The organism is Natronorubrum marinum (assembly GCF_052040125.1).
Taxonomy (GTDB): Archaea; Halobacteriota; Halobacteria; order Halobacteriales; family Natrialbaceae; genus Natronorubrum.
On the sequence record NZ_JBPPFV010000001.1, the window covers coordinates 101541 to 122771 of the forward strand.

Sequence of the window (21231 nt, forward strand, 5' to 3'; positions counted from 1 at the left end):
AATCGCGGACGGCTCGGCGAATACCGACCGTCGCTTCCGCGAGGCCGGCGACCGCCGTCAGTCGCCACCGGTTCGTGGGGCGACGGGTCCGCCGAACAGGTTCTCCGGATCGAACTCGGTTTTGAGATCGACCATCCGCTCGTAGCTGTCGCCGAAGCGGAGTTTCGCGGGATCCTCGTTCAGGCCGGGGAAGTTCCCGTAGCTCCCCGACGCAACCGCCAGCTCGCTCGTTTCGGCGATCGCTTCGCGAGCCCAGGTCACGTTCGCGTCGTCGTCGTCGGGATCCTCCCAGTTGGCTTCGACGGTGAGCATGTAGGGCTTGTCCCGGTGGAAAAACGCGGTCGCGTCCGACGGGACGTCCTCGACCGCGCCGCCGAGACACCAGAGGTCGATCGTCGAGAGAGCCGACGGAGCGGACTCGTTGTACCCGACCACGATATCGACGACCTCGTCGGTGACCTCGGTGAGGTAGACCGCCTTCCAGTAGTACCGGAGTCCGTCGGGGTAGTCCTCGTCGAGCATCGACTGCAGGAAGACGTAGTCCATCGATCCGCTGAGATCCACGATCGGCGTCGCACTCGTCCGTAGCGGGTCGAAAACGTTGGCGGCCGTCTCGAGGTCACCCCGAAAGGAGCCGAGCATCGCGACGGCGGGGTCGCCCCACGCCTCCGCGGGAAACTCCTCGAGGTCGGGAACGTGCGCGGCGAAGGCGAGCACGCCCGCCTCTCGCGGCGCGTCGTCGGACCACTCGAGGGTCCGCTTCATCACCGCGGCCGCATCGTCGGCGTGGAACCACACGAAGAACGCGTACACCTCGGGACCGACCTCGTGAAGGTCGAACTCGAAGGAGGTGACGATGCCGAGGGAGCCACCGCCGCCGCGGAGCCCCCAGAACAGGTCCGCGTTCCGGTCGGCGCTTGCGGTGTGGACCTTTCCGTCCGCGGTCACGACGTCGACGCTCCGAAGGTTGTCCAGTGCGAGTCCGTACTGCCGACTCAGGTGGCCGTAGCCGCCGTTGAGGGTCAACCCGGCGACGCCAGTCTCCGAAACCGCGCCGAGGGCCGTCGCGAGGCCGAACAGCTGCGTTTCGCGGTCGACATCGCCGAGGGTCGCGCCGCCCTCGACGCGAGCGGTTCGGCGGTCCGGATCGACGCGGACGCTCCGCATCGTCGAGAGGTCGACGACGAGGCCGCCGTCGCAGACGGCCGTCCCGGCCACGTTATGTCCGCCGCTCCGAACCGCGAGCGGCAGGTCGTGGTCTCGAGCGAACGTCACCGACGCGACGACGTCGGCGACGCCGGCACAGCGGGCGACGATCGCCGGATGCCGGTCGATCATTCCGTTCCAGACCTGCCGAACCCGTTCATACTCCGGATCCGTCGGACAGACGACGTCGCCGGAGAAGTCGGCTTCGAACGCCCGAACGTGGCCGCTCGGGAGATCGGCCAGCGCCCGGTCCCCTGGTGTGTTGCCTACTGTTGCCATAGGTCGAACTACGCTACCAACGGCGATAAACTAGTTTGACGATTTATACGATGATCAACCGTGTAGATACGACAGCGTCGACGATTGAGCGTCTGGAACCGGCCAAGTCGGCGGACGATGACGGCACTCGGTCCAGTGGTCCGAGCGTCCACTCGTCGGCCGACTCGAGCGCGGGAGACAGTTATCACCCCAGCGCACTTTCAGCCGGTATGGCTGACCCTGCAGCGCCGGGATCCGAATCGGACGATAGCGACGGGTTCGACGAGACGGGCTTCGGCGCCGGAATCGCGATCGGAATGGCGATCGGCGTCTCGATCGGTATCGCAACGGACAATCTGGCGCTGTGGCTGCCGATCGGCATCGCCATCGGCGTCGCTCTCGGCGCCGGAATGAATCAGTGAGCGTCGCTTAGGCCCCGCTCGAGAACCGACTCGTCACCCGCTGCGTCTCGGTTTCGCCACCGCGTTGTTCGACGACCACGTACTGCACCTCGACGACCAGCGACCCGTCGCCGTGCGGTTCGATCGCCTCGTAGAGCCGATCGGCGAGCCCCGACTCGGGTCCCGGCTCCTCGCTGCCGACGGTGACGACGACCCGATCGACCGACTGGATCGGGTAGTCGCCGTCGAGTTCGATCGTGACGTCTTCGTTCTGGAGATGCTCGTACTCGGATTCCGCGAGCACCGCCTCGACCTCGTCCTCGGCCGACGACTCGAGTTGGGTCGTGTGGAAATCGAGCAGCGTGACGCCGGCCAGCGGCGCGGCGAGCACCAGGAGCCCAATTCCGAAAATCGTCGCGTACGTGTACGTCGGCGTTCGGCTCGGCGACACTTCGAACAACCCCTGCGGACGATAGCCGGCCACCCACAGCGTCGCCAGCGCGGCGAGGTTGATCGAGAGGAGGTTGACGACCACGAGGACGGCGGCGCCGATCGCCGCGCCGTACATCCCCCAGGCGACCGTGATCCCGACCGCGGCGGAGGGGGGGATCAACGCCGCGGCGATCATCACGCCGACGATGGCCTCCGAGAAGCCCCGCGTCAGACTCAGGATGCCGGCGATCCCGGCTCCCAGCGCGACCGCGAGCGAGAATAGGTTCGGCGAGACGCGCTCCTCGAGTTCGGTTGCGACGACGATATCGACCCCCGCGGGCTCGAGGCCGGCGAACCGGGCGAGGGCGGCGAGGATAATCGAGGCGCCGACGACTATTGCGACGCCGACGAACTGGTAGCTGAAGCCGGTCGCCTTGAGTCGGTCGTCAGCGGTGACGATGCCGACGTTGGCCGCGAGTGCGGGCCCGAGCAGCGGGGCGATGACCATCGCGCCGATGACGACCGCCGGCGAGTCCGCCAGCAGTCCCGCGGTGGCGACGACGGCGCTGATGAGCAGCATGACGGCGTAGATGGTAAACGGCGGCGTGAGTTCGTCGGCCTTCGTCCGGAGGACCTGTCTCGAGGTGCGAGCCCCCTTGCCGCCCTGGCTGTACTGATCGCGAAGCGTCGAGAACTGTTCGGAGAGGACCGTCTCGGCGTTGATCACGACGACGCTGGAGTCGTCGCTGATGCCGGCTCGCTTCAGCCGGTCGAGCACCGGTTCGACGGCCCGCGTCGGCAGCGGGAATCGGACGACGGCCGTGTACCCTCGCCCGCTCGTCTCGTCGCTGACGACGTAGTCGACCCCCTCCTCCTCTAAGATGTCGAGGACGGCCCGCCGTTTCCCCTTCGGGACCGTAATCTCGAGGTAGCGCATACCGGGGACACCATCGACCCGCGGAAAGTACTGCGGTCGGCAGTGGACGGGTGATCGTTGGTTTCACTCGTGAGGGTGTCATAGAAGAGTTTTCACACTGTGATTACGGCGCTGCCCCCGGTTGTCTCCTCGTTCGTAGTCGGTGCTGTCTGGCGATTCACCAAAACACCTCGAGTCGGTTTTGCTCGGATCTATTAGAAGCGTCCAGGACTGCCAGTAAGTATGGCCACAGGAGCGAGCAGAGCGAATATTCCGACACCGAATGCGATGAGTATCCGACGTTGTCGCCGCTCATACAAGTCTTCACCCGTGTCATTCCAGCGTGATGATTGGTTAGAATCTCGTGATTGGTTACGGAGTTTCAGGGTCGCCCAGACGACGTACCCCCACAATGAGATTGTCACACAGGCCCACGACACGATCCCGACAACTACGAGAGGGTTGGACTGTGGAATCATGACTCCGTCTGGCAACGTTGCTGCATATACAACAAGCCCAATAACTGAAAATAGAAACGAACTTCCCCCTACGACAGCCACTGTTCCGAACACTTGTCCGAACGTGTCGGGATAGAGATGAGTTTTCAGTTGTTCACTCTGACTTTCAGCGGGTGACTGTTTGGCCATATTTTCTTTTACAAGTTCAGATCATTTGATCAAAATCTTTTGCCATTCTAACCCAGAATTTGTTGTGAATGGAACATGTCACAAACTCCGTCACTATTTCGAAATCCGCTCTTTCGACGGGGAATAGCTGTATTTGATGCTGTTCTGCTTGCCGGGGTAGGATTCTTTCTTGTCGAAGACGAGGTTGCACAGTTCCTGGTGTTTGTCATTGCTCCTACTGCTCTTGTACTCACACCGCGAATATTGAAACGAACAGTTGAAAAAGAATAGCCTTCTTAAAGCGTAACTCCATGATAATCATGATAAATACCGGGTTCGCGTCGCAAAGCGGTTCAGCACTACATAAAGCCGCTTAGTTAGAACGTCTGCTTGCTGTGAATGTGCCTATCAAACAACACTGAGGGTGTCATAGAAGAGTTCTCACACCGTGATCACGGTACTTTCTGGATTGCCTCCTCGTTCGTAGTTGGTGATTGCGACGACGAGGCGCAGACACAGTGCAAGGAACACCTGCGCTCGTGCATGGACGCGGCCTCGGTCGAACACACGCCCGAGGCCGCAGTCCTTGACTGACTCGTTGGTTCGTTCGATGCCACTCCGGCGGTTGTACGTCTTAGCTTGCATTGATTGCTTCAGTTGGACGTCCTGTCTTACATGGACACAGAAATCTGGGCACTGGACGAGGTGACGCAATCGCTCGGCAAAATTACCGCCGAACTACCCCGGGGCATTCCACAGACGGCCGTCCTCGAGAACCTGATCCCGATATTATAAGTATCTGCCACGATACGATCAGCACGGAAGCCGCGTTCAACTCGTCGCGCGGGCATGCGCTGAAATGCCCCGGGTGCAGGAACACCCGAGACGTGGCTTCCAGCCGAGAGGCTCGAAAGCCATGTTCGCGTTACTTCTGCCGGGACATAAACGTCCCGCACGACCGAGGTACCGTACTCGAATAGCGACAGCGCCCGTCAACGGCTGCTCGTCACTCGTCGGCCCGAACTCGAGGTCGAGGGGCGATGGTCGATGACTCGTCGGTAGACGACGAGGAATCGCCAGCCGAACCCGACGGCTCGCCGGCGGACGACGCCCTCGAGATTCACCCGGAGCGCCGGACGCACTCGAGGCCGCTCGCGGAGTCCGACTACCCGTCCTGTCCGAACTGCGGTGAGACGGTCGCCATCGTGGTCACCACCGGCCCGACCGACCACGTCGCCTCGCCGTGTGGCTGTCGACTGGGATCGCCGGAGCGCTGAGCGCGCTCGGTCACACGCTGGTGCTTTTTCGATCGATCACGGCTGACCGCGACTAGTGATCGGCGCCGACGATCCCGCAGGCGATGGCGTCGGGATTGCGGATCTCCTCGCCGTCGACCGCGTCCGGATCCAGCAGGAGGATCGTGTCGTCGGGCATCTCGTCCTCGATCTGTACCGGTCGTCCCAGAACGTCCTCGAGTTCGTCCGCATCGTCGATGTCGAACTCCCGCTCGAGCAGGAGTTCGGCGTTCGCTCGCGAGAGCACGAAGACGAGATCGGACGGGTCGGCGGCGTCGTTTGCGCCCGCCTCGAGCAACTCGGAGAGCGAGTCGGCGCTGACCTCGTCGAGCGAGCGGATCGTCACGCGCGCGGTGTCGGAGCCGGGGGCGTCGCTCGACTGCGTACGCAGACGTGCGGACAGTTCCTCGAAATCCGTGGCGGTATCGATCGGAGTGTCGTGACTCGAGCCCATAGCGGGCGTCCGCCGTCGGCGTCCTTGACGGTGCGGCCGGCCAGTTCCGGGATGGGGCCGTGCGACGGTGCGGAAGTCATCCGTCGGGTGAACCCCGCTAGCAGCCGGTGCTCGGTCGAACGAGACCGTTCGGCCGGCGCTCCACCTGCACGATTATCGTATGTCACATCGTACCACGACCATGGGAGAGACGCTCGACAATATCGACTTTCTCGTCCGCTCCGACCACCGCGTCGGGGTACTCGAGACGCTGGCCGAACGCTCGTGTGATCGGAACGACCTGCGCGCCGCGACGGGGGCCTCCTCGCCGACGATGGGACGAATCCTCGCCGATTTTCAGGATCGCCACTGGATCGAACGGGAGGGACGAACGTACCGGCTGACCGAGTTGGGCGAGTTCGTCGCCGATCGATTCGAGACGTTCGTCGACGCAATGGCGCTCGAGCGACGACTCCGGGAGGTCTGGCCGTGGCTGCCCCACGAGGTCGAGGGGTTCAGCATCGACCTGTTCACCGACGCGGTCGTCTCCGTTCCGGGCCCCGGATACCCCTATCAGCCCGTCGAACGTCTCACGAACCTCCTCGCGGAGACTTCGACGATGCGCGGGTTCGGGATGGCGATGCTCAAGTCGAGTAACTTGAAACCCTTCTTCGACCGCGCCCTGGACGACCTGGCGTGTGAATATATCTATCCGCCTGGCGTGTTCGAGGAACTCCTGTCGTGGGACGGCGAAACCGTCGCCGAGGCGACCACGCGATCCAATTACACCGTCTTGTTACACGACGACCTGCCGATAGACGAACGGTGTGGGATCTGCCTCTTCGACGACCGGGTCAGCATCTGTTGTTACGATCACGAGACCGGATCGCTCCGATCTCTCGTCGACACGGGGAGCGACGAAATGCACGGGTGGGCGACGTCGTACTACGAGCGGTTCCGAGAGGAAGCCAGCCCACTCGAGGCGGCGGACGACCTCCTCTCGGTCGAGTCGCTCCCGTGAGCGGTGCCACCGACCTCCCGTTCTGCCGGCCGCTGCGTTCACGCCGTGAAATATTTCACTAGAAAATTATACATTCGCCTACCGCGTACTCGAGTTCGTGGTGAACTGTCATGAGCGATCAGGAACGTCGATCCACCGGCTGGCAGCTCGAACAACCCGCCTCCGAGGCTTACGAACGGTACTTGGTCCCACCGCTGTTCGCCCCGTGGGCCGAACGGCTCCTCGATGCCGTCGAATTGCAAGACGGTGACCGGCTCTTAGACGTCGCGTGCGGGACCGGCATCGTGGCGCGCAGCGCCGTCTCTCGGGTTGGTGAACGCGGAGCCGTCGTGGGGCTCGACATCAACGAGGGAATGCTCGCGGTGGCGGCGGAGACGACCGACGCCGAACCTCGACCTCCGATCGACTGGCGACGAGGGGACGCGACCGACCTCCCGTTTCCCGACGGACGATTCGACGTCGTCTGCTGCCAACAGGCCCTCCAGTTCGTCGACGAGCCGTCCGCTGCACTCGAGGAGATGCATCGGGTCCTCGCGTCAGGCGGGCGCGCGGCGCTCAGCGTCTGGCGACCGCTGGAGTACCAGCCCGGCTACGTCGTCGCTGCCGACGCGCTGGAGCGCCATATCGGGGACGAGGCCGGGGCGATGATGCGCTCACCGTTTCCCGCGTGGGACGGGGACGCCCTCCGAACGCTCGCCCGCGAGGCGGGGTTCGACGACGTATCGATCACCATCGAGATCGGTTCGATGCGCTATCCCTCGATCGAGGAATTCGTCCGTCGAGAAGCCGCAAGCTCACCGCTGGCCGAGCCGATCGCCGCCGCCGAGGGGACGGTTCGCGACGAGTTGATCCGAGCGGTCGAGGACGGGCTCGACGCGTACACCGACCACGAGGGAGTCGTCTTTCCGATGGAATCGTACTGCCTTACCGCAGACGGGTGACAACGGAACGCGTTCGCCGGCTGTCGACAGAAGAGGAGACTCCCGGCCTCAAAGAATCCGAATCAGGCGTGTGAAGCCGCGTTAGGACTCACTCGAGCCGCGGCCGGCGAACCAGTCGTCCATCCAGCCCGTAAACTCCATGCGCTCGTGCATGCGCCACTGAACGAGGGCCAGGGGTAGCGGGACGGCCGTCAGCGCGGTAAAGAGCCAGATCGTCGGCAGTCCCCGCGTCAGGATCCAGATCAAACAGACGAGTCCGACGACGCTCTCGAGGACCGACATCGCGATCCAGATCCGCCAGAGTCGATTCGCCCTGGCACGCTGTTCTGCGGTGTAGATCCGATAGCCGTTGGCGACGGCGAGCGGCCCGCCGACCAGAAAGACGACCGAGAGAACGATCGTCATCGTTTCGAACATACGGCTCTCTCGGACGGAAACATCAAAAACCCATCTATTCTTCTGGGGTGGACTACAGGCGGTCGGACAGTCGATCCGACCGACTCGAGCCCGTAGCGACCTCCAGTAGCGCTATCCGTGATACCGGCTGGCGGGTTCCAGCAACGGGCTCGAGACCATCAGGCGCGTTCGTGCTCGGATCGTTGCTCGTCGTCGGTCTCCGCGGCTCGCCGTGCGAGCGTTCCTCGTTTCGACACGTAGTAGGCGAAGACGAGAAAGCCGGCTGCTGGGAGGATAATTCCCAGGTCGTACTGTTCGGGGTTCTCGAGTCCGAGCCGTCTCGCGTCGATGTAGACGAGGATAGCCATCGGAATCTGAACGATGAAGAGGCCGGCCAGGAGAACGAGGACCAGATCGGACACAGCTGGTCGTTTGCTGTCAACCGAGGTAACTATGTCGGAGACGGTGAATATGAGACGGCGCGCGTCGTTGCGTCGTTCGACTGCTGGATGCCGAACGCGGGCGTTACTGATACGCTGGTAACCGGTCGGACGAGTCCGATCCCTCGAGGAAGGGCAACCCAGTCACGGTCGCGGGGACCTCCTCACCGCCGACCCGAACCGTCAACTCGTCGCTCTCGAGGCCGTAGTCGACGAATGCGAGGGCGATGACGGCCTCGAGCAGCGGACTCTCGCCCGCACGAGTGACCTCGCCGACGGAGGCGTCGCCGTCGAAGACGGCCGCGCCCGAATCCGGAACTGCCTCGCCCTCGAGCGTCAGCCCCACCAGCCGCCGACTCGGCTGGCCGCGGTTCTCGACGCGGGAGACGACCTCCTGGCCGACGTAACAGCCCTTCTCGAAGTCGAGGGCGTTTCGCAGGCCGAGCACGTTCGGGAGCGTGCCCTCGAGTTCGGTCTCGAACAGGGGTGAACCGGCCTCAAGCGCGAGACTCTCGAGCGTTCGGTAGCCGAAGGGCGCGGCGTTGAGCCCCTGCGTCTCGAGGGTGCTGTAGACGGCTTCGGCGTCGTCGACTCCGCAGATAACCTCGTAGCTTTCCTCGCCGGTGAGCGCGTCGGTGCGGATGACGGTCACGCCCTCGTCGCCCATCGTCCCGCGGACGAACGAGTAGCGCTCGTCGGGCGACGCCGCGCCGTTGAGGACGCTGGCGATCTTCTCGGTGGCGTGGGGTCCGTGGACGCCGAAGATCGCGTAGTCGTCGGTCGCGACGCGGATGTCGACGTCCTGGATAAACACCTTCTCGGACCAGTCCTCGGCCAGCGGTTCGGCCTCTGCGGGCGGCGTAAAGAGCAAGAGGCGCTCGCCCGCGTTGTAGACGTAGAGTTCGAGTTCGATGCCGCCCTGAGGATCGAGGACGAGCGCGTAACAGCCCTGCCCGTCCTCGGCCGGCACGCGATTCGAGACGACGTTGTCGACGTACTCGAGGCGGTCGTCGCCCTCGACGACGACGACGCCGTAGGCCAACTCGAGCAGGCCGACGCCGTTGCGGACCGCGCGGTGGGTTCGCTCGGGCCGGCCGAAGTGCTCGACGATCGTTCGGCCGTCCCGTTCGCCGAACGTCGCGCCGTGATCGGTATGAATAGACTCGATGACGCTCATGCCTACTCTCAGGAGCCTGTACCCCACAGGCGTTTCGATTCAGAAGGGGAGGCGGTCGCGAATCCAGTCGCCGATCGTCTGCGCCTCGTCTTCGTCGGCCGGCGTCTCCGGAACGACCCGGTCGGCGGGCTTGATGACGGTCTCGCTGGTCCCGGATTCGACGGTGATCAGGCCGTCCTCCTTGAGCGTCGACAGCGCGGTCTCGAGTTCGTCGATGTCGACCTCGACGGCGGCGCGGAGTTCGAAGACGGTCATGCCGTCGGCGGTACGATCGACGAGCGCGTCGAGTACCGCCACCTCCGTCGACTCCCGGTCCCGGTACTCCCGCTTTGCTCTCATCCGTCTCCGTCTTCGACGACCGGGGATTTGACGTTTGTCGTTCACCGGGCAGGCAGCGACCGATCGAGACGGCCGTCGGATAACTCGTGTCTCGAGAGGCAGTACGTTTTTTATGCCGTGACTGGGTACGGTGGGACAATGGTCCTGCGATGTTCGCTGCTCGGACACGACTACGGCGAGACCGACGTCGAACGCGAGCGCGAAGAACGGGGCAGTGAGGTCGTCGTAACCGTCCAGGAGTACGAGGAGTGTGAGCGCTGTGGCGATCGGAACGTCATTAGCGAGAACACCGAGGTAACGAGCCTCTCCGCCGAGACGGCCGCCGACGCGCTTCCCGACGAGTACGATATCGAGTCCGACACGACTGCACCGACCGACGGCCATACCGTCGAAACGCCACCCGACGCGGCCGGCGAGGCCGGCACCGAGGTCGAGTTCTCCGAAGGCGACGACGCGTCGTTCATCGACGCCGACGACGATGACGCCGATTCGGCCGCGCCAGCGGCCGGTGCACCCGAGACCGAGCCGACGGCCGACGACGAGGCGGACGAGTTCGACGTTCCGACCGACGAGAACGGCGACCCCATCACCGACGACGGCGAAATCCTCGAGGACGACGAGTCGACGGTCGACCGCGACCGCGAACACGGCGAGTGGCCCGATTCGGAGGACGTCGGGCCGCCCGTCGGCGCGGAAAACGAACCGACGGAGTGGCCTGACAGCGACGACGACGCGGAGGCGGGCGACGCCGACGCCACGCCAGCCGCCGAGGTCGACGACGACGCCGAACTCGTCGACGCGGACACCGAGGTCACCGACGACGCGATCGTCCTCGAGGACGATACCGGTGCGACCAACGGAGCCGAGTCGCCCGCGGCGGCCGACGCCCGCTCGGTGACCACGACGGGGCCGAACCCGTCGGACGGTCAGAACGCGGACGATACGACGGCGCAGGCCGACGCCGGCGGCAATTCGGGCTCCGGCATCGAGCGAGCTGCGACCGCGCCGACGCCCGGTCAGAGCGGCGGGACGGCTCGCGACGACGTCCCCTCCGAGTTCTACTGTCCGCGATGCGAGTACGTCGCGGGCAGCGACCGCAGCTCGCTTCGCGCCGGCGACATCTGTCCCGAGTGCCGGAAGGGCTACCTCAGCGAGCGCGAGCAGTAGCGCAGCCGACCCGCGCGACGAGTCGCCGAACGCTCGTTGGGACCGATCGACCGACGTTATTCGCCGCGACAGCAGAGCTGGGTCGTGACTCCCCGTTACCAGCCGCTGCACACGCCGTCTGTCGAAGCGATGAGAGATCGGCTATGAAAAGAGGTAAACAGTCCGCCGTGTATTTCCGATTCATGAAGGAGTACAAGATGCGTCGCGGTGAGTATCTCGAGGAGCGAATCCCCGATATGGAGTCGACGGTCGTGGACTACTTCGGCCCCATCACCGACACGGAAGAGTACAAAGGTAGCGACCTCTTCGTGATCGGCGAACCCGACAACCCAGTCTTCGAGAAGGTCGTCGCCGGGACGATCGAGTACTCCGGCAAGAAGGACAAACTCGGCGTCGAGTTCTACGAACGCGATCCGACCGAACTCGGTCCCGACGAACTCGAGGCCGCGGCCGACGCCGTCGACGCGAAAAACGACTTCCTGCTCGAGGCCACCGGCCGGGACGCCAAGTCCCGCCGCGACTCGATGAAGCGATCCGTCGAGGACGATCCGGACCACGACGTCGACGCCTGATCGGAGAATCGCTGTCGGGCTTTTCGGACGTAGCATCACGGATAGCTCGCCGTCCGCGCTACCGCGGACGTTGCGACGACGACCAATCGATCAGTCGCGCTGGTCCCGTCGCTCGTGGACGGAAACCAGTCCCCCGGAGCTACGAAAGACGAAATCGGCGACGTCGCCGACCTCGATCTCGTTGAAATCTTCGCGGACGACCGTCGTCCGTCGACAGTCGTCGCTCTCGTCCGTCTCGCAGGCGCGGATCCGATACTCGATGGTCTCGAACTCGCGCTCGAGTTCCGTGACGAGGGCGTCCGAAAGCTCGAGCGGATCGTCGGCCCCGATCTCGTCGGCGAGGGCGTCGTGGATCTCGCCATCGTAGGACGCCCCCTCGTCGGGATCGTATCGCCGCACGGCCGCGTCGATCGGATCGTCCGTCTCCGTCGGCTGGAGGCGGACGGATTTCCGGGTAATCTCGACGCGATCGGCGAGTCCGAGCCGCGTCAGACAGCCCGCGAGGGCGATGGATAGGACGAGGGCGACGAACGCGCGTCGGTTCACACGGCATCGTTCGTTGGCGGGCCTCGAGAACGTTTTGCTCGAGACTCCGAAACGGCTATTACCGGACCGTCAAATCACCCGAACGATGGATATCGCCGCGTTCCTATTCGCGACGCTGGTCGCTCACGTCGGCTTTGCGGTCTTTGTCGCCGGCCACGCCCACCTGACGGACACCGACGCCGGAAACTGGCCGTACATCACGCTCGCACTGGGGCTCGCGGGTCTCGCCGGCTACTTCTTCTACGACGAGTGAGCGGAATCGAACGGGCGGGCGGTCGATTCTAAAAGGGGCGACTGCGGGATCGGCCACACACCGTTGTTGATCTGTTTGACGCTATCAGCCCTCGAGGCACGATCACGAGCAGACGAATAGTAGAACACAGATCTAAATCAACACGCTATGCCAATCATTCATCTGGACAATCATCATATTCTTGGATAATTACTGAGATATCATCTTCCGAAGTGTGCCTGGCCCAAGCGCCAGCGTATACACATTCATAATCAGATAATACGGCCGATTCCCAAACGCCATCTATCCAAACCCGGATGGTTAGTTCTTCACTGATGTCTACCGGCAAATCCTCATCTATCACTAGCGTAGTTGACCTATCTGTATCGGTGCCTTCGAGCTCGTAAAAATCCCAGAACACGACCTCGCTTTCCGTCTCGAGATATACTTGAAATCGGGCTGTGCCAGAACGCTGATTTATCAATTCAATAATTCCTACGGAAGTAGGTTGTGCTGAAGTATGCCGAAACCGTTGACATCCCGCAATAATTGGTATCATTCCGGCGGATGCTGAGGCTAACACGTAGCGGCGATTCATTACAAAATCATTCAGAAATGTAACTAAATATCTTCTGACTACAGTTCTGTTGGTGAATGCTGTAGATAACTCGAACAGAACCGACCACAAGGGTTGGTGCGTCTTCTTGGTTCTCTCCCGTGACAACAGCCGAACCAATCAGGCCAGGAAGACGTGTCGCGGCCGGTCGGCGAGGATGTCGCGGCCGAACTCGACCGTCTCGCCGAACGCGTCGCTGCGGAAGAACGCCATGGCGTCCTCGCGGGAGTCCCAGCGGCTGGCGATGAACATATCGTTCTCGTCCTCGCGGTTGACCAGCAGGTCGGTCTTGCGGTGGCCGTCCATCTCCGCGAGCAGGCCGGCGACGTCACCGAAAGTGCCGACGAAGTCCTCGCGATGGTCGGGTTTGACGGTGTAGAACATCCCCATTGTCCCCCACGAATCGCTGTCGTCATCGCCGGCCTGCCGGACGATATCCGGCAGATCCGCGAGGAAACCGGCGGCCGTGTTCGCGGCGCGTTCGGTGTCCCAGAGGCTGACGATGGCGTTCTCGGCGTCGTCGCCTCGAGAACCCGCGTCGCTTGGCTCGTACACCGCCGTCTTCACGTGTGTATCGTAGTGGTCGAAGTTCGTCCGAAGCCCGTCGACCTCGTCGAACAACTCGTCGGCGTCGGCCTCGGAGTAGAGGACGACGGCGTGAACGTCCTCGCCGTGTGGCTGGCCCGCGTAGACGCCGATTTCCTCGAGTTCGCTGCGGACGTCCTCGCCGTCGGAGCCGGGTCGGCCGCCGCTCGAGTCGCCGTGCGAACCGCTGGAGTCCCCGTGGTGGCCACCCGAATCGCCGTGGTGACCTCCAGCGTCTCCATGATGACCGCCGGATTCCGACTCTCCGTCATGATGCCCGCTCGAGTCCGACTCTCCGTGATGGTGACCGCCGTGAGCGTCGCCACCCTCCTGTGGCACCCGGTCGCCCGCGAGGTACGCACCCAGGTTTTCGGGCGGGAACTGCCGGGCCGAGAGGAACCGACCGAATTCGGCGAAGCGTGAACTCGAGGGATCGAAGCGCATCTCGTAGAGCAGTTCCTTCACGTCGGTCGGATCGTCGCCGAACAGGGTGATGCCCCACTCGAAGTCGTCCAGCCCGATGCTGCCGGAGATGATCTGCGTGACCCGACCGGCGTACCCCTTGCCGATCTCGCCGTGGCTCGAGAGGTGGTCGGCCCGTTCCTCGAACGACAGGTCGTACCAGTTGTCTTCGGGGCCGCGGCGTTTGTCCATCGGGTAGAACGAACAGAACTCGGCGTCGGGAATCTCGGGTTTGAGCCGCGACTCGATGTAGCGTTCCATCCCGGTGTCGTCCATCTCCGCGTCGTCGTCGAAGTAGTCCTGGGACATGTAGCCCGAGACTTCCGTCACCGAGAGATAGGAGTCCGCTCGCTCGGTGAACTCGGCGAGCGCCGTGTGCTCGAACCGGCGCTCGAGGGCGTCGATATCGCCGAGCGTCGGTCGGAGGTGAAGCACGAGCAGGTCGGCCTTGTGGCCGAGGACGGCGAACGTCGCCGAGTCGCCCTCGTCGGCGTCGGCGACGTTCTCGGCGGCGGTGAGGTAGTCGATACCCTCATCGATCGCCCGCGAGCGACGTCGTTCCGGCGCGTCGCGCCAGGCGTCCCAGTCGATCGACCGGAAATCGTGCAGGACGTACCAGCCCTCTTCGGTCTGTGGCGGCTGCCGTCGTTCCATGGTCGCGGGTTGGGTCGGCGACGCTAAGAAGGACCGGGTTTCGCGACGAGGTCGATTCGCGCCGTTCGGCGTCGAGCCACCGAACGCCGAAACCGTCCGTCTCACCCGTCGCTCGGCAGCATTGGATGCGACCGAAACCCTTTACGTACGGCGGTTTAAATCACGGGCTACATGCGGAAAAGTGGGCCGCCGAAAGGACTCATCGCCTATCTCGTTCTCGAACTTCTCGAGGAGAAACCGCGCTACGGCTACGAGATCTTGAAGGAGATTCGCGAGATCAGCGGCGGCCACTGGGAGCCCTCCTACGGCTCCGTCTACCCGATCCTCTACAAGTTTGAGGAGAAAGGGTGGACCGAACGGATCGAGCGTGCGGACGAACCCGACCGGAAGTACTTCGAACTCACCGAGGACGGGTATGCTGAACTCGATTCCCGCCGCGAGAGCTGCACCGAGAAGGCGCGGGACTTCGCCGACGTCATCCTCGGCTTCTTCCACGTCTACGCGGCGTTCTCGACCGACGAGCGGTTCGAAATTCCCGAATCCGACGGCGAGTGGCGATTCGACGAGACGTTCAGCGAGTGGATCGTCGAACAGGTCGTCCGCCACCACGAACACTACTTCGACACCGAGTTCGAGCGGGTCGAGGCGACGCCCGAGGAGTTCTACGAGCGCCACGGCATCGACGAAGACGTCGAGGCGGCGACATCGGACGCGGACGACGACGCAGACACGGAGGATAACGACGAAGCCGACGACAACTAGCGTTCGACGAGGCTCAGTCGAACCGTCCTGCCGACAGTACAACACTGAGACGACCGATCGTCAGTTCGAATCTGCGCCGGCCCACTTTTCCCGCACCGCAATACGAGGAACGGAGTGACGAGTCTGCGGTGCAGGGAAATGCAGCCGCGGAAATTCGAAGGAGACCAGACGCGCGCAACGAAGTGAGCACGTCTGGGCGTGGTTCGGACCGAAGCAGGCCGACCGATTCTAGAGCAGGAAGGGGAGAAACAGCATCGTGAGGAAACTGACGAGCATCGTTAGCCCGACCGTCGTCGTCACCGTCCGCACGTGCCCACGAGTCGTCTCAACCGGGAGTCTCGAGACGATGGCCTCGGTGCTCGTCCGGAGAATGTGCCCGCCATCGAGGGGGAACGCCGGGATGCAGTTGAAGAAGCCGAGCTGGACGTTGATCCAGCCGGTCCAGAACAGGATGTTCGCGAGGATGAACACCGTGCTGTCGCCGAGCGCCGCGAGCGATCCCTGCACCTCATAGAAGTTCTCGACGCCGCCGGTGAAGCCGGCGAAGTTGAACGGCAGCAAGCCGACGACCCCGATGACAGGGAGCAACACCGAGAGCCCGATCTTTCCGAAGAAGGAGTCGGCCACCCCGCCGTAACTGCTGCCCTCGTCGCCGCCGAGAATCGAGAGATACTCCTCGGCGGGATAGAGCTGGACGCCGATATCGCTCACTTCGAAGCCGGACGTGCCGGGGTTGGGGCTGACGCCGAGGAATCCGGTGTCGTCGCGCGGATGCTCGCCGAGGGTCACGTCGACCGCCTCGCGCTCGCCGTCGAGGTAGCCGACGACGGTCGCCTCGTCGCCCGGTTCGGTCTCCGAGAGCAAGGCGTCGAGATCGTCGTAGGAGTGCGTTCGCTCCCCCTCAAAGGATGTGATGACGAACGTCTCGTCGGTCGGACCGAGCGCCTCCTCGAGCGGGCCGTCCTCGACGACGCCGACCGCGGCGCCGATCGGTACCTCGCGCTCGCTTCGGTCGCCGGCCTCGGTGACGATCGTCAGCGTCACGACCTCGTCGTCCCCGACGGCGTCGAGGAACTCGCGTTCGGTCACGACCGTCTCGCCGTTTACCTCGACGATCGCGTCGCCGGCGTTGACGCCGGCGGGGCCGTTCTCCATCGCGGCGGTCACGAGCAGCGACCGATCGACCGTGACGGTCCGCTCCCCGTCGAGTTCGAGTTCGACCTGCTGGCCGTCGCGTTCCTCGAGTCGGTCGGCGAGGTCGTCGTTCGTCTCGACGGGTTCGCCGTCGACAGCGGTGATCCGGTCGTTCGGTGCGACGCCGGCGTCGGCGGCGGGTGAGTTCGGTGCGACGCCGCCGACCGCGGCACCGGGAGCGACGGCGATGGCCCCGACGATCGGACCGAAGAGAAGCGCGAAGACGATGATCGTGACCGCGAAGTTGTTGGTGACGCCCGCCGCGAACATCCGCGTCTGGGCGCCTCTCGAGGCGTTCTTGCTGCTCTCCTGTTCGGGTTCGACGAACGCGCCGAAGGGGATGATCGCGAGCATGGCGACGCCCATCGACTCGATGCCGATGTCCTCGACGCGACAGAGCAGGCCGTGGCCGCCCTCGTGGACGACCAGTCCGACGAGGAGGCCGATGACGATGCCGGGGGTCGCTGAAAGCGGCAGGAAGTCGTTGACGCCGGGGAACGGCACGACGTTTCGGGGCTGTTGGACGCCGCCGGTCGGCTGGGGCGACGTGATCGCGGAGATAGCCGCGAGCAGGAGGAGGACGAACATCGCCACCATCACGACGATGGCGATGCCGACGCCGAGGTTGGCCCACGCCCGCCAGAACCGCTTCGGCTTCGACAGTCGGTCGAGGAACTCCCGACCGCGTTTGGTGTGGAACGTGAGAATCGGTCCCTGCGTCCCGACGTACTCGGGCAGCAGATCCGCTCGTCGGAGGGCGATGATCCCGAACCAGTAGACGAGCAGGCCGGCGACGACCCACGTGAGCGTCTCCGAGCCGTAGAGTTCGGGAACCGAGACGACAGCAGGGAAACCGTGATCCATTGGTCCTACTTCGGGGAGGGGTTCTCAAAGGGCTTTTGTCTGGTCTCGTCGCTTGCTCGAAACCGTCGCATACCTGTCTCGCTACCGCCCAATTCAGCAGCTAGCAAAAGATGTCGCGAAACGTGGACCGTTCATCGTGCTAGCCGACGATGAATCCACTCGCCAGTTCCAGAACCTCGGAGCGAGAGCGAGGTTGATCGAACGCCACCGGGAATCCGATCTCGCCGTTGAGTTCCCGGAGGAACGAGGCGTGTCGCGCTTCGACGCTGTGAATGCTGAGTGCCGGCGGAACGAGGTCGGCGTTCTCGATTGAGGGTGCTGCACCGGCGTACGCCGAAACGCCGACGTCCTCGAGCAACGCGCCCGTTGCGACGAACTCGTCAGGCTGCTCGACAGCCGTTCCGAAGTCGAATTCGGGGCTCGCGACCGGCTCGCCACCGAGCATTTCGACCGTCTGGCCGAGCACGTCCGCGTGCGTCACTTCGTGATCCCGAACGACTTGCAGTCGGTCGACGACTCGATCCTGAATCGGCCCTAGCTCCTCGAACTGCTGTTGCAGCGTCGCGTCGTCGATGTTCTGGAGCCCCTGCGTGTAGAACTCCGCCTCGAGCAACTCGAGCGTGCGCGCGTAATTGAGAATCTCGATATCGTTTTCGAACTCGTCGGGAACCGCCTCGGGCGGTTCGTCGCCCATCGGCGCGTCGTCTTTCGGCGCTTCGCCGTCGTTCTCGTAGTCGTCGTGATCGTGAGCCGAGACCATCGGTGCAACACCGGCTGCACCCGCACTGAGGACGGCCGACGCGGCGAGAACGCGACGCCGTGACGTGGAACGTTCACTGGTTGAATCGGTAGTCGGGTCTTGAATCGTCTTCTTATCAGTATTCTTCATTGTGATTGGTTAACTCTCTTTATAGGCACCGAAGTGGCGGATTCAGCTGGGATGTCTACTCCCTGGAATCCGACACATGTATAGACACACCGTGCGGGTTTATAGCCCTCTTACGACATGTTTTGAGTGTCTCATATCCGTGCGTGTAACTGAAATCAAAACAGCCACGTCCCATGGCCAGAACGGGGCATGAATCGAACGTGTTCGCCAACCTGCTACTATCCTGTACGATATCTGTCTGCGTTTCGTACACGTCGTCGACAGTCCCGTCGGACGACGGCTCGTCGAACGCTAGCGATTCGATAGAGATGAGAGACGACGGAGAGACCGCGATTCCGATACGCAGTTCCGTAGACCGCTCGTCGTTAGCGCTCCCGGCGCAACCGAGCGACGACGAACTCGCGGTCGACCTTCGCGAGGAACGAGCCGAGTTTCGGCCCCTGTTCGTCGTCGAAAAAGAGCCGGTAGCCCGCGGTGAAGAAGTCGCCGACGTCGACGTCGTGGCGTCGCGCCGTCTCGTAGATTTCGCCCTGGATCTCGTCGGGTTCGTGCCCCGCTTCGATGAAGTCGGCGAGTTCCTCGAGTGCCTCCTCCGTCGCCGCATCGAACTCGTGGTCCGGAATTTCGGAGCGCTTGAGTTCGTAATCGAACTCGTTTTCGGTGCGTCGCGCCCAGTTTCTGGCCTGTTCGACGCGCTCGAGTGCGCCCTCGACCGCCCACTCTGGTGCGTCGTCGGGAATGTGGCCCTCTCGGCGGGCGATTTCCTCGCGCAGGTCGGGGTCGTCCGTCATCCCGAGCACGGCGGCGAAGGTGTAGGGAAGCCGAATGCGCTCTGCTCTGGGTTCCTCAACGACGAACGGGTAGACGCGCTTCGCGAAGGCCGTCTCGTCCTCGTCCGCATCGATCTCGTCGAAGTATATCGCCTCGACGCGATCGAACTCGTCGACCAACTGGTCGAGCCGCTCGATGCTGAAATCCCGCGCCTTCGCTGGGTCCTTCGCGAAGAAGTACCGCAGCACTTCGGGCTCTAACAGTTCGAGTACGTCCGAGACGAGGATGACGTTCCCCTCCGAGGAGGAGAAGGGCTCGCCCTCGAGTGTGAACCACTCGTAGACCATCGGGACGGGCGGCTCGATCTCGAGGACGTTGCGCGCGATGTCCTGCCCGCTGGGCCAGGAGCCTTCGGCGTGGTCCTTCCCGAAGGGCTCGAAGTCGACGCCGAGGGTCTGCCACTGGGCTGGCCACTCGAAGCGCCAGGGCAGTTTGCCCTCGCGCAGCGTCGCGGTGCCCTCGTGACCGCAGCCCTCGATGGTGCGGTCGCCGGCGTCCATGTCGGTACAGGTGTAGTCGACGGTCCCCGCCTCGCCCGCGTCGAGGTCCACGCTCGTCACCGTCTCCGTAATCTTCCCGCACTCCGCACAGATCGGGTTGAACGGGACGTAGTCCGAATCGACCTTGTCTTGATACTCGGCGAGCACCTCGCGTGCGCGCTCGCGATTCTCGAGCACGAATCGGGTCACGTCCTCGAGGTCGCCGTTCTCGTACAGGTCGGTGTTCGAGAGCAGTTCGATCGGCACGTCGACGGCGTCGGCACTGTCCTGAATGATCGTCGCGAAGTGGTCGCCGTAGGAGTCACAGCAGCCGAATGGGTCAGGAATGTCCGTGTACGGCGCGCCGAGGTTGCGTCCGAGCGCGCCCGCGTCGACGTCGCCGAGGTCGACGAGGTCCCCGTCGAGATCACAGAGGGTGCGGGGGAGCTTTCGCAGCGGATCGCGGTCGTCGGCGGTAAAGACCTGCCTGACCTCGTGGCCGCGCTCGCGAAGCACTTCGGCGACGAAGTAGCCCCGCAGCAGTTCGTTGACGTTGCCGAGGTGAGGGACGCCCGACGGCGAGATGCCACCTTTGACGACGATCGGCTCCTCCGGATTCCGTTCTTCGACCCTATCTGCGACGGCATCCGCCCAGAAGGCGTGCCGTTCCGCGTCCTCGCGCTGGAGCGTGTACGGACTCTCCTCGCTCATCGTTCGTCCTGCGCCCAGTAGGTTGGTTCTTCGCCCGCACCCTCGGGGATGACGTCGGTGCCGTCGTGCTCGCCGTAGCGGACCGCACGCGAGATGCGGTCCGGGTCGGTGCCGTCGAGAACGATCGTTCGCATCCCCGAGCGCTGGATGATCTTCGCCGCCAGCAGGTCGACGGGCGCCGACGCGCCGGCGTTCATCTCGAGGCCGGCGATGACGTCGACGAGGTCCGCAGCGGAGAGGCGGTCGTACTTCGTCGCCTCGGCGTTCTCGTTGGGATCGTCGCTGTAGACGCCGGGGACGCTCGTCGCGTAGACGAGCAGGTCGGCGTCGACGTACTCCGCCAGTGCAGCGCCGACCGCGTCGGTCGTCTGGGCCGGTGCGACCCCGCCCATGACGGAGATACCGCCCCGCTGTAGCGCTTCGCCGGCGTCCTCGTAGTCTTTCGCCGGCGCCGTCACCGAGTCGCTGCCCAGCGCGGCGATGAGCAGACGTGCGTTGAGTCGGGTGACGTCGATTCCTAACTGATCGAGTTCGATCTCGTTTGCCCCCAGGTCGCGAGCGGCGCTGATGTACTCGCGTGCGACGCCGCCGCCCCCGACGACGGCACCGACGCGACAGCCGTCCGCGACGAGGTCTTCAACGACGGCGGCGTGTTCGGCCACCCGATCCGTCCCGAGTTCGGGCACGAGCACGCTTCCGCCGATAGAGACGACCACTTTCATGCTATCCCGGTGTAACCGGGTTGCTATCTTAAGGGTTGCCAACTGGGAGGCAGCGCGCGTGTCT

General features: G+C 63.8%; 22 protein-coding genes and 1 pseudogene. 8 read left to right on the top strand and 15 right to left on the bottom strand.

What is annotated here, in order from left to right:
* Window positions 1-57 precede the first annotated feature (57 nt).
* Window positions 58-1485, bottom strand: a complete 1428-nt coding sequence (locus tag ACSFC5_RS00580; RefSeq protein ID WP_440763336.1) for an FAD-binding oxidoreductase — start codon at window positions 1483-1485, stop codon at window positions 58-60.
* A 209-nt stretch (window positions 1486-1694) separates the two neighbouring features.
* Here ACSFC5_RS00580 and ACSFC5_RS00585 point away from each other — a divergent pair, with 209 nt between their 5' ends.
* Window positions 1695-1886 carry a glycine zipper domain-containing protein gene (locus tag ACSFC5_RS00585; RefSeq protein ID WP_440763337.1) on the top strand — a complete coding sequence of 64 codons (192 nt, stop codon included), beginning with the start codon at window positions 1695-1697 and terminating at the stop codon, window positions 1884-1886.
* Between the two features lie 7 nt (window positions 1887-1893).
* Here the strand turns inward: ACSFC5_RS00585 and ACSFC5_RS00590 are convergent, their stop codons facing one another.
* Both ACSFC5_RS00590 and ACSFC5_RS00595 read right to left on the bottom strand, forming a co-directional pair.
* A complete protein-coding gene (locus tag ACSFC5_RS00590) occupies window positions 1894-3234 on the bottom strand; it encodes a TIGR00341 family protein (RefSeq protein WP_440763338.1) in 1341 nt (446 codons plus the stop codon).
* Between the two features lie 1046 nt (window positions 3235-4280).
* Window positions 4281-4508, bottom strand: a pseudogene (locus tag ACSFC5_RS00595) (transposase); the annotation flags it as partial.
* A gap of 371 nt (window positions 4509-4879) precedes the next feature.
* On the opposite strand from ACSFC5_RS00595, the gene ACSFC5_RS00600 reads away from it, so the two are divergent.
* Entirely contained in the window at window positions 4880-5116 is a 237-nt protein-coding gene (locus ACSFC5_RS00600; RefSeq protein ID WP_440763339.1) for a hypothetical protein, read from the top strand.
* A gap of 52 nt (window positions 5117-5168) precedes the next feature.
* Here the strand turns inward: ACSFC5_RS00600 and ACSFC5_RS00605 are convergent, their stop codons facing one another.
* On the bottom strand, window positions 5169-5588 hold the full coding sequence (locus ACSFC5_RS00605) for a hypothetical protein (RefSeq protein WP_440763340.1): 420 nt from the start codon (window positions 5586-5588) through the stop codon (window positions 5169-5171).
* A 181-nt stretch (window positions 5589-5769) separates the two neighbouring features.
* On the opposite strand from ACSFC5_RS00605, the gene ACSFC5_RS00610 reads away from it, so the two are divergent.
* Both ACSFC5_RS00610 and ACSFC5_RS00615 read left to right on the top strand, forming a co-directional pair.
* On the top strand, window positions 5770-6588 hold the full coding sequence (locus ACSFC5_RS00610; RefSeq protein ID WP_440763341.1) for a helix-turn-helix transcriptional regulator: 819 nt from the start codon (window positions 5770-5772) through the stop codon (window positions 6586-6588).
* Window positions 6589-6698: 110 nt separating this feature from the next.
* Window positions 6699-7529 carry a methyltransferase domain-containing protein gene (locus tag ACSFC5_RS00615; RefSeq protein ID WP_440763342.1) on the top strand — a complete coding sequence of 277 codons (831 nt, stop codon included), beginning with the start codon at window positions 6699-6701 and terminating at the stop codon, window positions 7527-7529.
* 81 nt (window positions 7530-7610) lie between these two features.
* On the opposite strand, the gene ACSFC5_RS00620 is transcribed toward ACSFC5_RS00615, so the two are convergent.
* The 4 genes from ACSFC5_RS00620 to ACSFC5_RS00635 all read right to left on the bottom strand — a co-directional run bounded on the left by ACSFC5_RS00620 (window position 7611) and on the right by ACSFC5_RS00635 (window position 9881).
* Complete coding sequence (locus ACSFC5_RS00620; RefSeq protein WP_440763343.1) at window positions 7611-7946, bottom strand: hypothetical protein; 336 nt, start codon at window positions 7944-7946, stop codon at window positions 7611-7613.
* Between the two features lie 158 nt (window positions 7947-8104).
* The gene (locus ACSFC5_RS00625; protein ID WP_440763344.1) at window positions 8105-8347 is read right to left on the bottom strand and encodes a hypothetical protein; all 243 of its coding nucleotides are present in this window, start codon (window positions 8345-8347) and stop codon (window positions 8105-8107) included.
* A gap of 103 nt (window positions 8348-8450) precedes the next feature.
* Window positions 8451-9542: a CAF17-like 4Fe-4S cluster assembly/insertion protein YgfZ gene (gene ygfZ / locus ACSFC5_RS00630; RefSeq protein WP_440763345.1), complete on the bottom strand. Its 1092-nt coding sequence runs from the start codon at window positions 9540-9542 to the stop codon at window positions 8451-8453.
* Window positions 9543-9581: 39 nt separating this feature from the next.
* Window positions 9582-9881, bottom strand: coding sequence for a DUF6432 family protein (locus ACSFC5_RS00635; RefSeq protein ID WP_440763346.1), 300 nt, complete (start codon window positions 9879-9881; stop codon window positions 9582-9584).
* Window positions 9882-10019: 138 nt separating this feature from the next.
* On the opposite strand from ACSFC5_RS00635, the gene ACSFC5_RS00640 reads away from it, so the two are divergent.
* Entirely contained in the window at window positions 10020-11048 is a 1029-nt protein-coding gene (locus ACSFC5_RS00640) for a DUF7093 family protein (protein ID WP_440763347.1), read from the top strand.
* 182 nt (window positions 11049-11230) lie between these two features.
* Complete coding sequence (locus tag ACSFC5_RS00645; protein WP_006089541.1) at window positions 11231-11620, top strand: DUF5611 family protein; 390 nt, start codon at window positions 11231-11233, stop codon at window positions 11618-11620.
* Between the two features lie 90 nt (window positions 11621-11710).
* On the opposite strand, the gene ACSFC5_RS00650 is transcribed toward ACSFC5_RS00645, so the two are convergent.
* On the bottom strand, window positions 11711-12166 hold the full coding sequence (locus ACSFC5_RS00650; RefSeq protein ID WP_440763348.1) for a hypothetical protein: 456 nt from the start codon (window positions 12164-12166) through the stop codon (window positions 11711-11713).
* An 85-nt stretch (window positions 12167-12251) separates the two neighbouring features.
* Between ACSFC5_RS00650 and ACSFC5_RS00655 the strand changes: the two genes are divergently transcribed.
* Window positions 12252-12419 (top strand): hypothetical protein, encoded by a 168-nt coding sequence (locus ACSFC5_RS00655; protein WP_440763349.1) that lies wholly within the window; start codon window positions 12252-12254, stop codon window positions 12417-12419.
* Between the two features lie 154 nt (window positions 12420-12573).
* Here the strand turns inward: ACSFC5_RS00655 and ACSFC5_RS00660 are convergent, their stop codons facing one another.
* Both ACSFC5_RS00660 and ACSFC5_RS00665 read right to left on the bottom strand, forming a co-directional pair.
* A complete protein-coding gene (locus ACSFC5_RS00660; protein WP_440763350.1) occupies window positions 12574-12996 on the bottom strand; it encodes a hypothetical protein in 423 nt (140 codons plus the stop codon).
* 138 nt (window positions 12997-13134) lie between these two features.
* Complete coding sequence (locus tag ACSFC5_RS00665) at window positions 13135-14715, bottom strand: heme-binding protein (RefSeq protein ID WP_440763351.1); 1581 nt, start codon at window positions 14713-14715, stop codon at window positions 13135-13137.
* 171 nt (window positions 14716-14886) lie between these two features.
* Between ACSFC5_RS00665 and ACSFC5_RS00670 the strand changes: the two genes are divergently transcribed.
* A complete protein-coding gene (locus ACSFC5_RS00670; protein WP_440763352.1) occupies window positions 14887-15477 on the top strand; it encodes a PadR family transcriptional regulator in 591 nt (196 codons plus the stop codon).
* Between the two features lie 228 nt (window positions 15478-15705).
* Here ACSFC5_RS00670 and ACSFC5_RS00675 read toward each other — a convergent pair whose 3' ends face one another.
* The 4 genes from ACSFC5_RS00675 to pyrH form a co-directional block, all read right to left on the bottom strand.
* Entirely contained in the window at window positions 15706-17535 is a 1830-nt protein-coding gene (locus ACSFC5_RS00675) for a site-2 protease family protein (RefSeq protein ID WP_440763353.1), read from the bottom strand.
* Window positions 17536-17674: 139 nt separating this feature from the next.
* A complete protein-coding gene (locus ACSFC5_RS00680; RefSeq protein ID WP_440763354.1) occupies window positions 17675-18424 on the bottom strand; it encodes a ferritin-like domain-containing protein in 750 nt (249 codons plus the stop codon).
* 365 nt (window positions 18425-18789) lie between these two features.
* A complete protein-coding gene (gene lysS, locus ACSFC5_RS00685; RefSeq protein ID WP_440763355.1) occupies window positions 18790-20445 on the bottom strand; it encodes a lysine--tRNA ligase in 1656 nt (551 codons plus the stop codon).
* Complete coding sequence (gene pyrH / locus ACSFC5_RS00690) at window positions 20442-21167, bottom strand: UMP kinase (RefSeq protein WP_440763356.1); 726 nt, start codon at window positions 21165-21167, stop codon at window positions 20442-20444. Before pyrH ends, lysS begins: the two co-directional genes overlap by 4 nt.
* Window positions 21168-21231: the final 64 nt, after the last annotated feature.

Coding starts and splice junctions, on each gene's coding strand:
- ACSFC5_RS00580 (WP_440763336.1), bottom strand. CDS start 1,485: ATGGCAACAGTAGGCAACACACCAGGGGACCGGGCGCTGGCCGATCTC.
- ACSFC5_RS00585 (WP_440763337.1), top strand. CDS start 1,695: ATGGCTGACCCTGCAGCGCCGGGATCCGAATCGGACGATAGCGACGGG.
- ACSFC5_RS00590 (WP_440763338.1), bottom strand. CDS start 3,234: ATGCGCTACCTCGAGATTACGGTCCCGAAGGGGAAACGGCGGGCCGTC.
- ACSFC5_RS00600 (WP_440763339.1), top strand. CDS start 4,880: ATGGTCGATGACTCGTCGGTAGACGACGAGGAATCGCCAGCCGAACCC.
- ACSFC5_RS00605 (WP_440763340.1), bottom strand. CDS start 5,588: ATGGGCTCGAGTCACGACACTCCGATCGATACCGCCACGGATTTCGAG.
- ACSFC5_RS00610 (WP_440763341.1), top strand. CDS start 5,770: ATGGGAGAGACGCTCGACAATATCGACTTTCTCGTCCGCTCCGACCAC.
- ACSFC5_RS00615 (WP_440763342.1), top strand. CDS start 6,699: ATGAGCGATCAGGAACGTCGATCCACCGGCTGGCAGCTCGAACAACCC.
- ACSFC5_RS00620 (WP_440763343.1), bottom strand. CDS start 7,946: ATGTTCGAAACGATGACGATCGTTCTCTCGGTCGTCTTTCTGGTCGGC.
- ygfZ (WP_440763345.1), bottom strand. CDS start 9,542: ATGAGCGTCATCGAGTCTATTCATACCGATCACGGCGCGACGTTCGGC.
- ACSFC5_RS00635 (WP_440763346.1), bottom strand. CDS start 9,881: ATGAGAGCAAAGCGGGAGTACCGGGACCGGGAGTCGACGGAGGTGGCG.
- ACSFC5_RS00640 (WP_440763347.1), top strand. CDS start 10,020: ATGGTCCTGCGATGTTCGCTGCTCGGACACGACTACGGCGAGACCGAC.
- ACSFC5_RS00645 (WP_006089541.1), top strand. CDS start 11,231: ATGAAGGAGTACAAGATGCGTCGCGGTGAGTATCTCGAGGAGCGAATC.
- ACSFC5_RS00655 (WP_440763349.1), top strand. CDS start 12,252: ATGGATATCGCCGCGTTCCTATTCGCGACGCTGGTCGCTCACGTCGGC.
- ACSFC5_RS00660 (WP_440763350.1), bottom strand. CDS start 12,996: ATGAATCGCCGCTACGTGTTAGCCTCAGCATCCGCCGGAATGATACCA.
- ACSFC5_RS00665 (WP_440763351.1), bottom strand. CDS start 14,715: ATGGAACGACGGCAGCCGCCACAGACCGAAGAGGGCTGGTACGTCCTG.
- ACSFC5_RS00670 (WP_440763352.1), top strand. CDS start 14,887: ATGCGGAAAAGTGGGCCGCCGAAAGGACTCATCGCCTATCTCGTTCTC.
- ACSFC5_RS00675 (WP_440763353.1), bottom strand. CDS start 17,535: ATGGATCACGGTTTCCCTGCTGTCGTCTCGGTTCCCGAACTCTACGGC.
- ACSFC5_RS00680 (WP_440763354.1), bottom strand. CDS start 18,424: ATGAAGAATACTGATAAGAAGACGATTCAAGACCCGACTACCGATTCA.
- lysS (WP_440763355.1), bottom strand. CDS start 20,445: ATGAGCGAGGAGAGTCCGTACACGCTCCAGCGCGAGGACGCGGAACGG.
- pyrH (WP_440763356.1), bottom strand. CDS start 21,167: ATGAAAGTGGTCGTCTCTATCGGCGGAAGCGTGCTCGTGCCCGAACTC.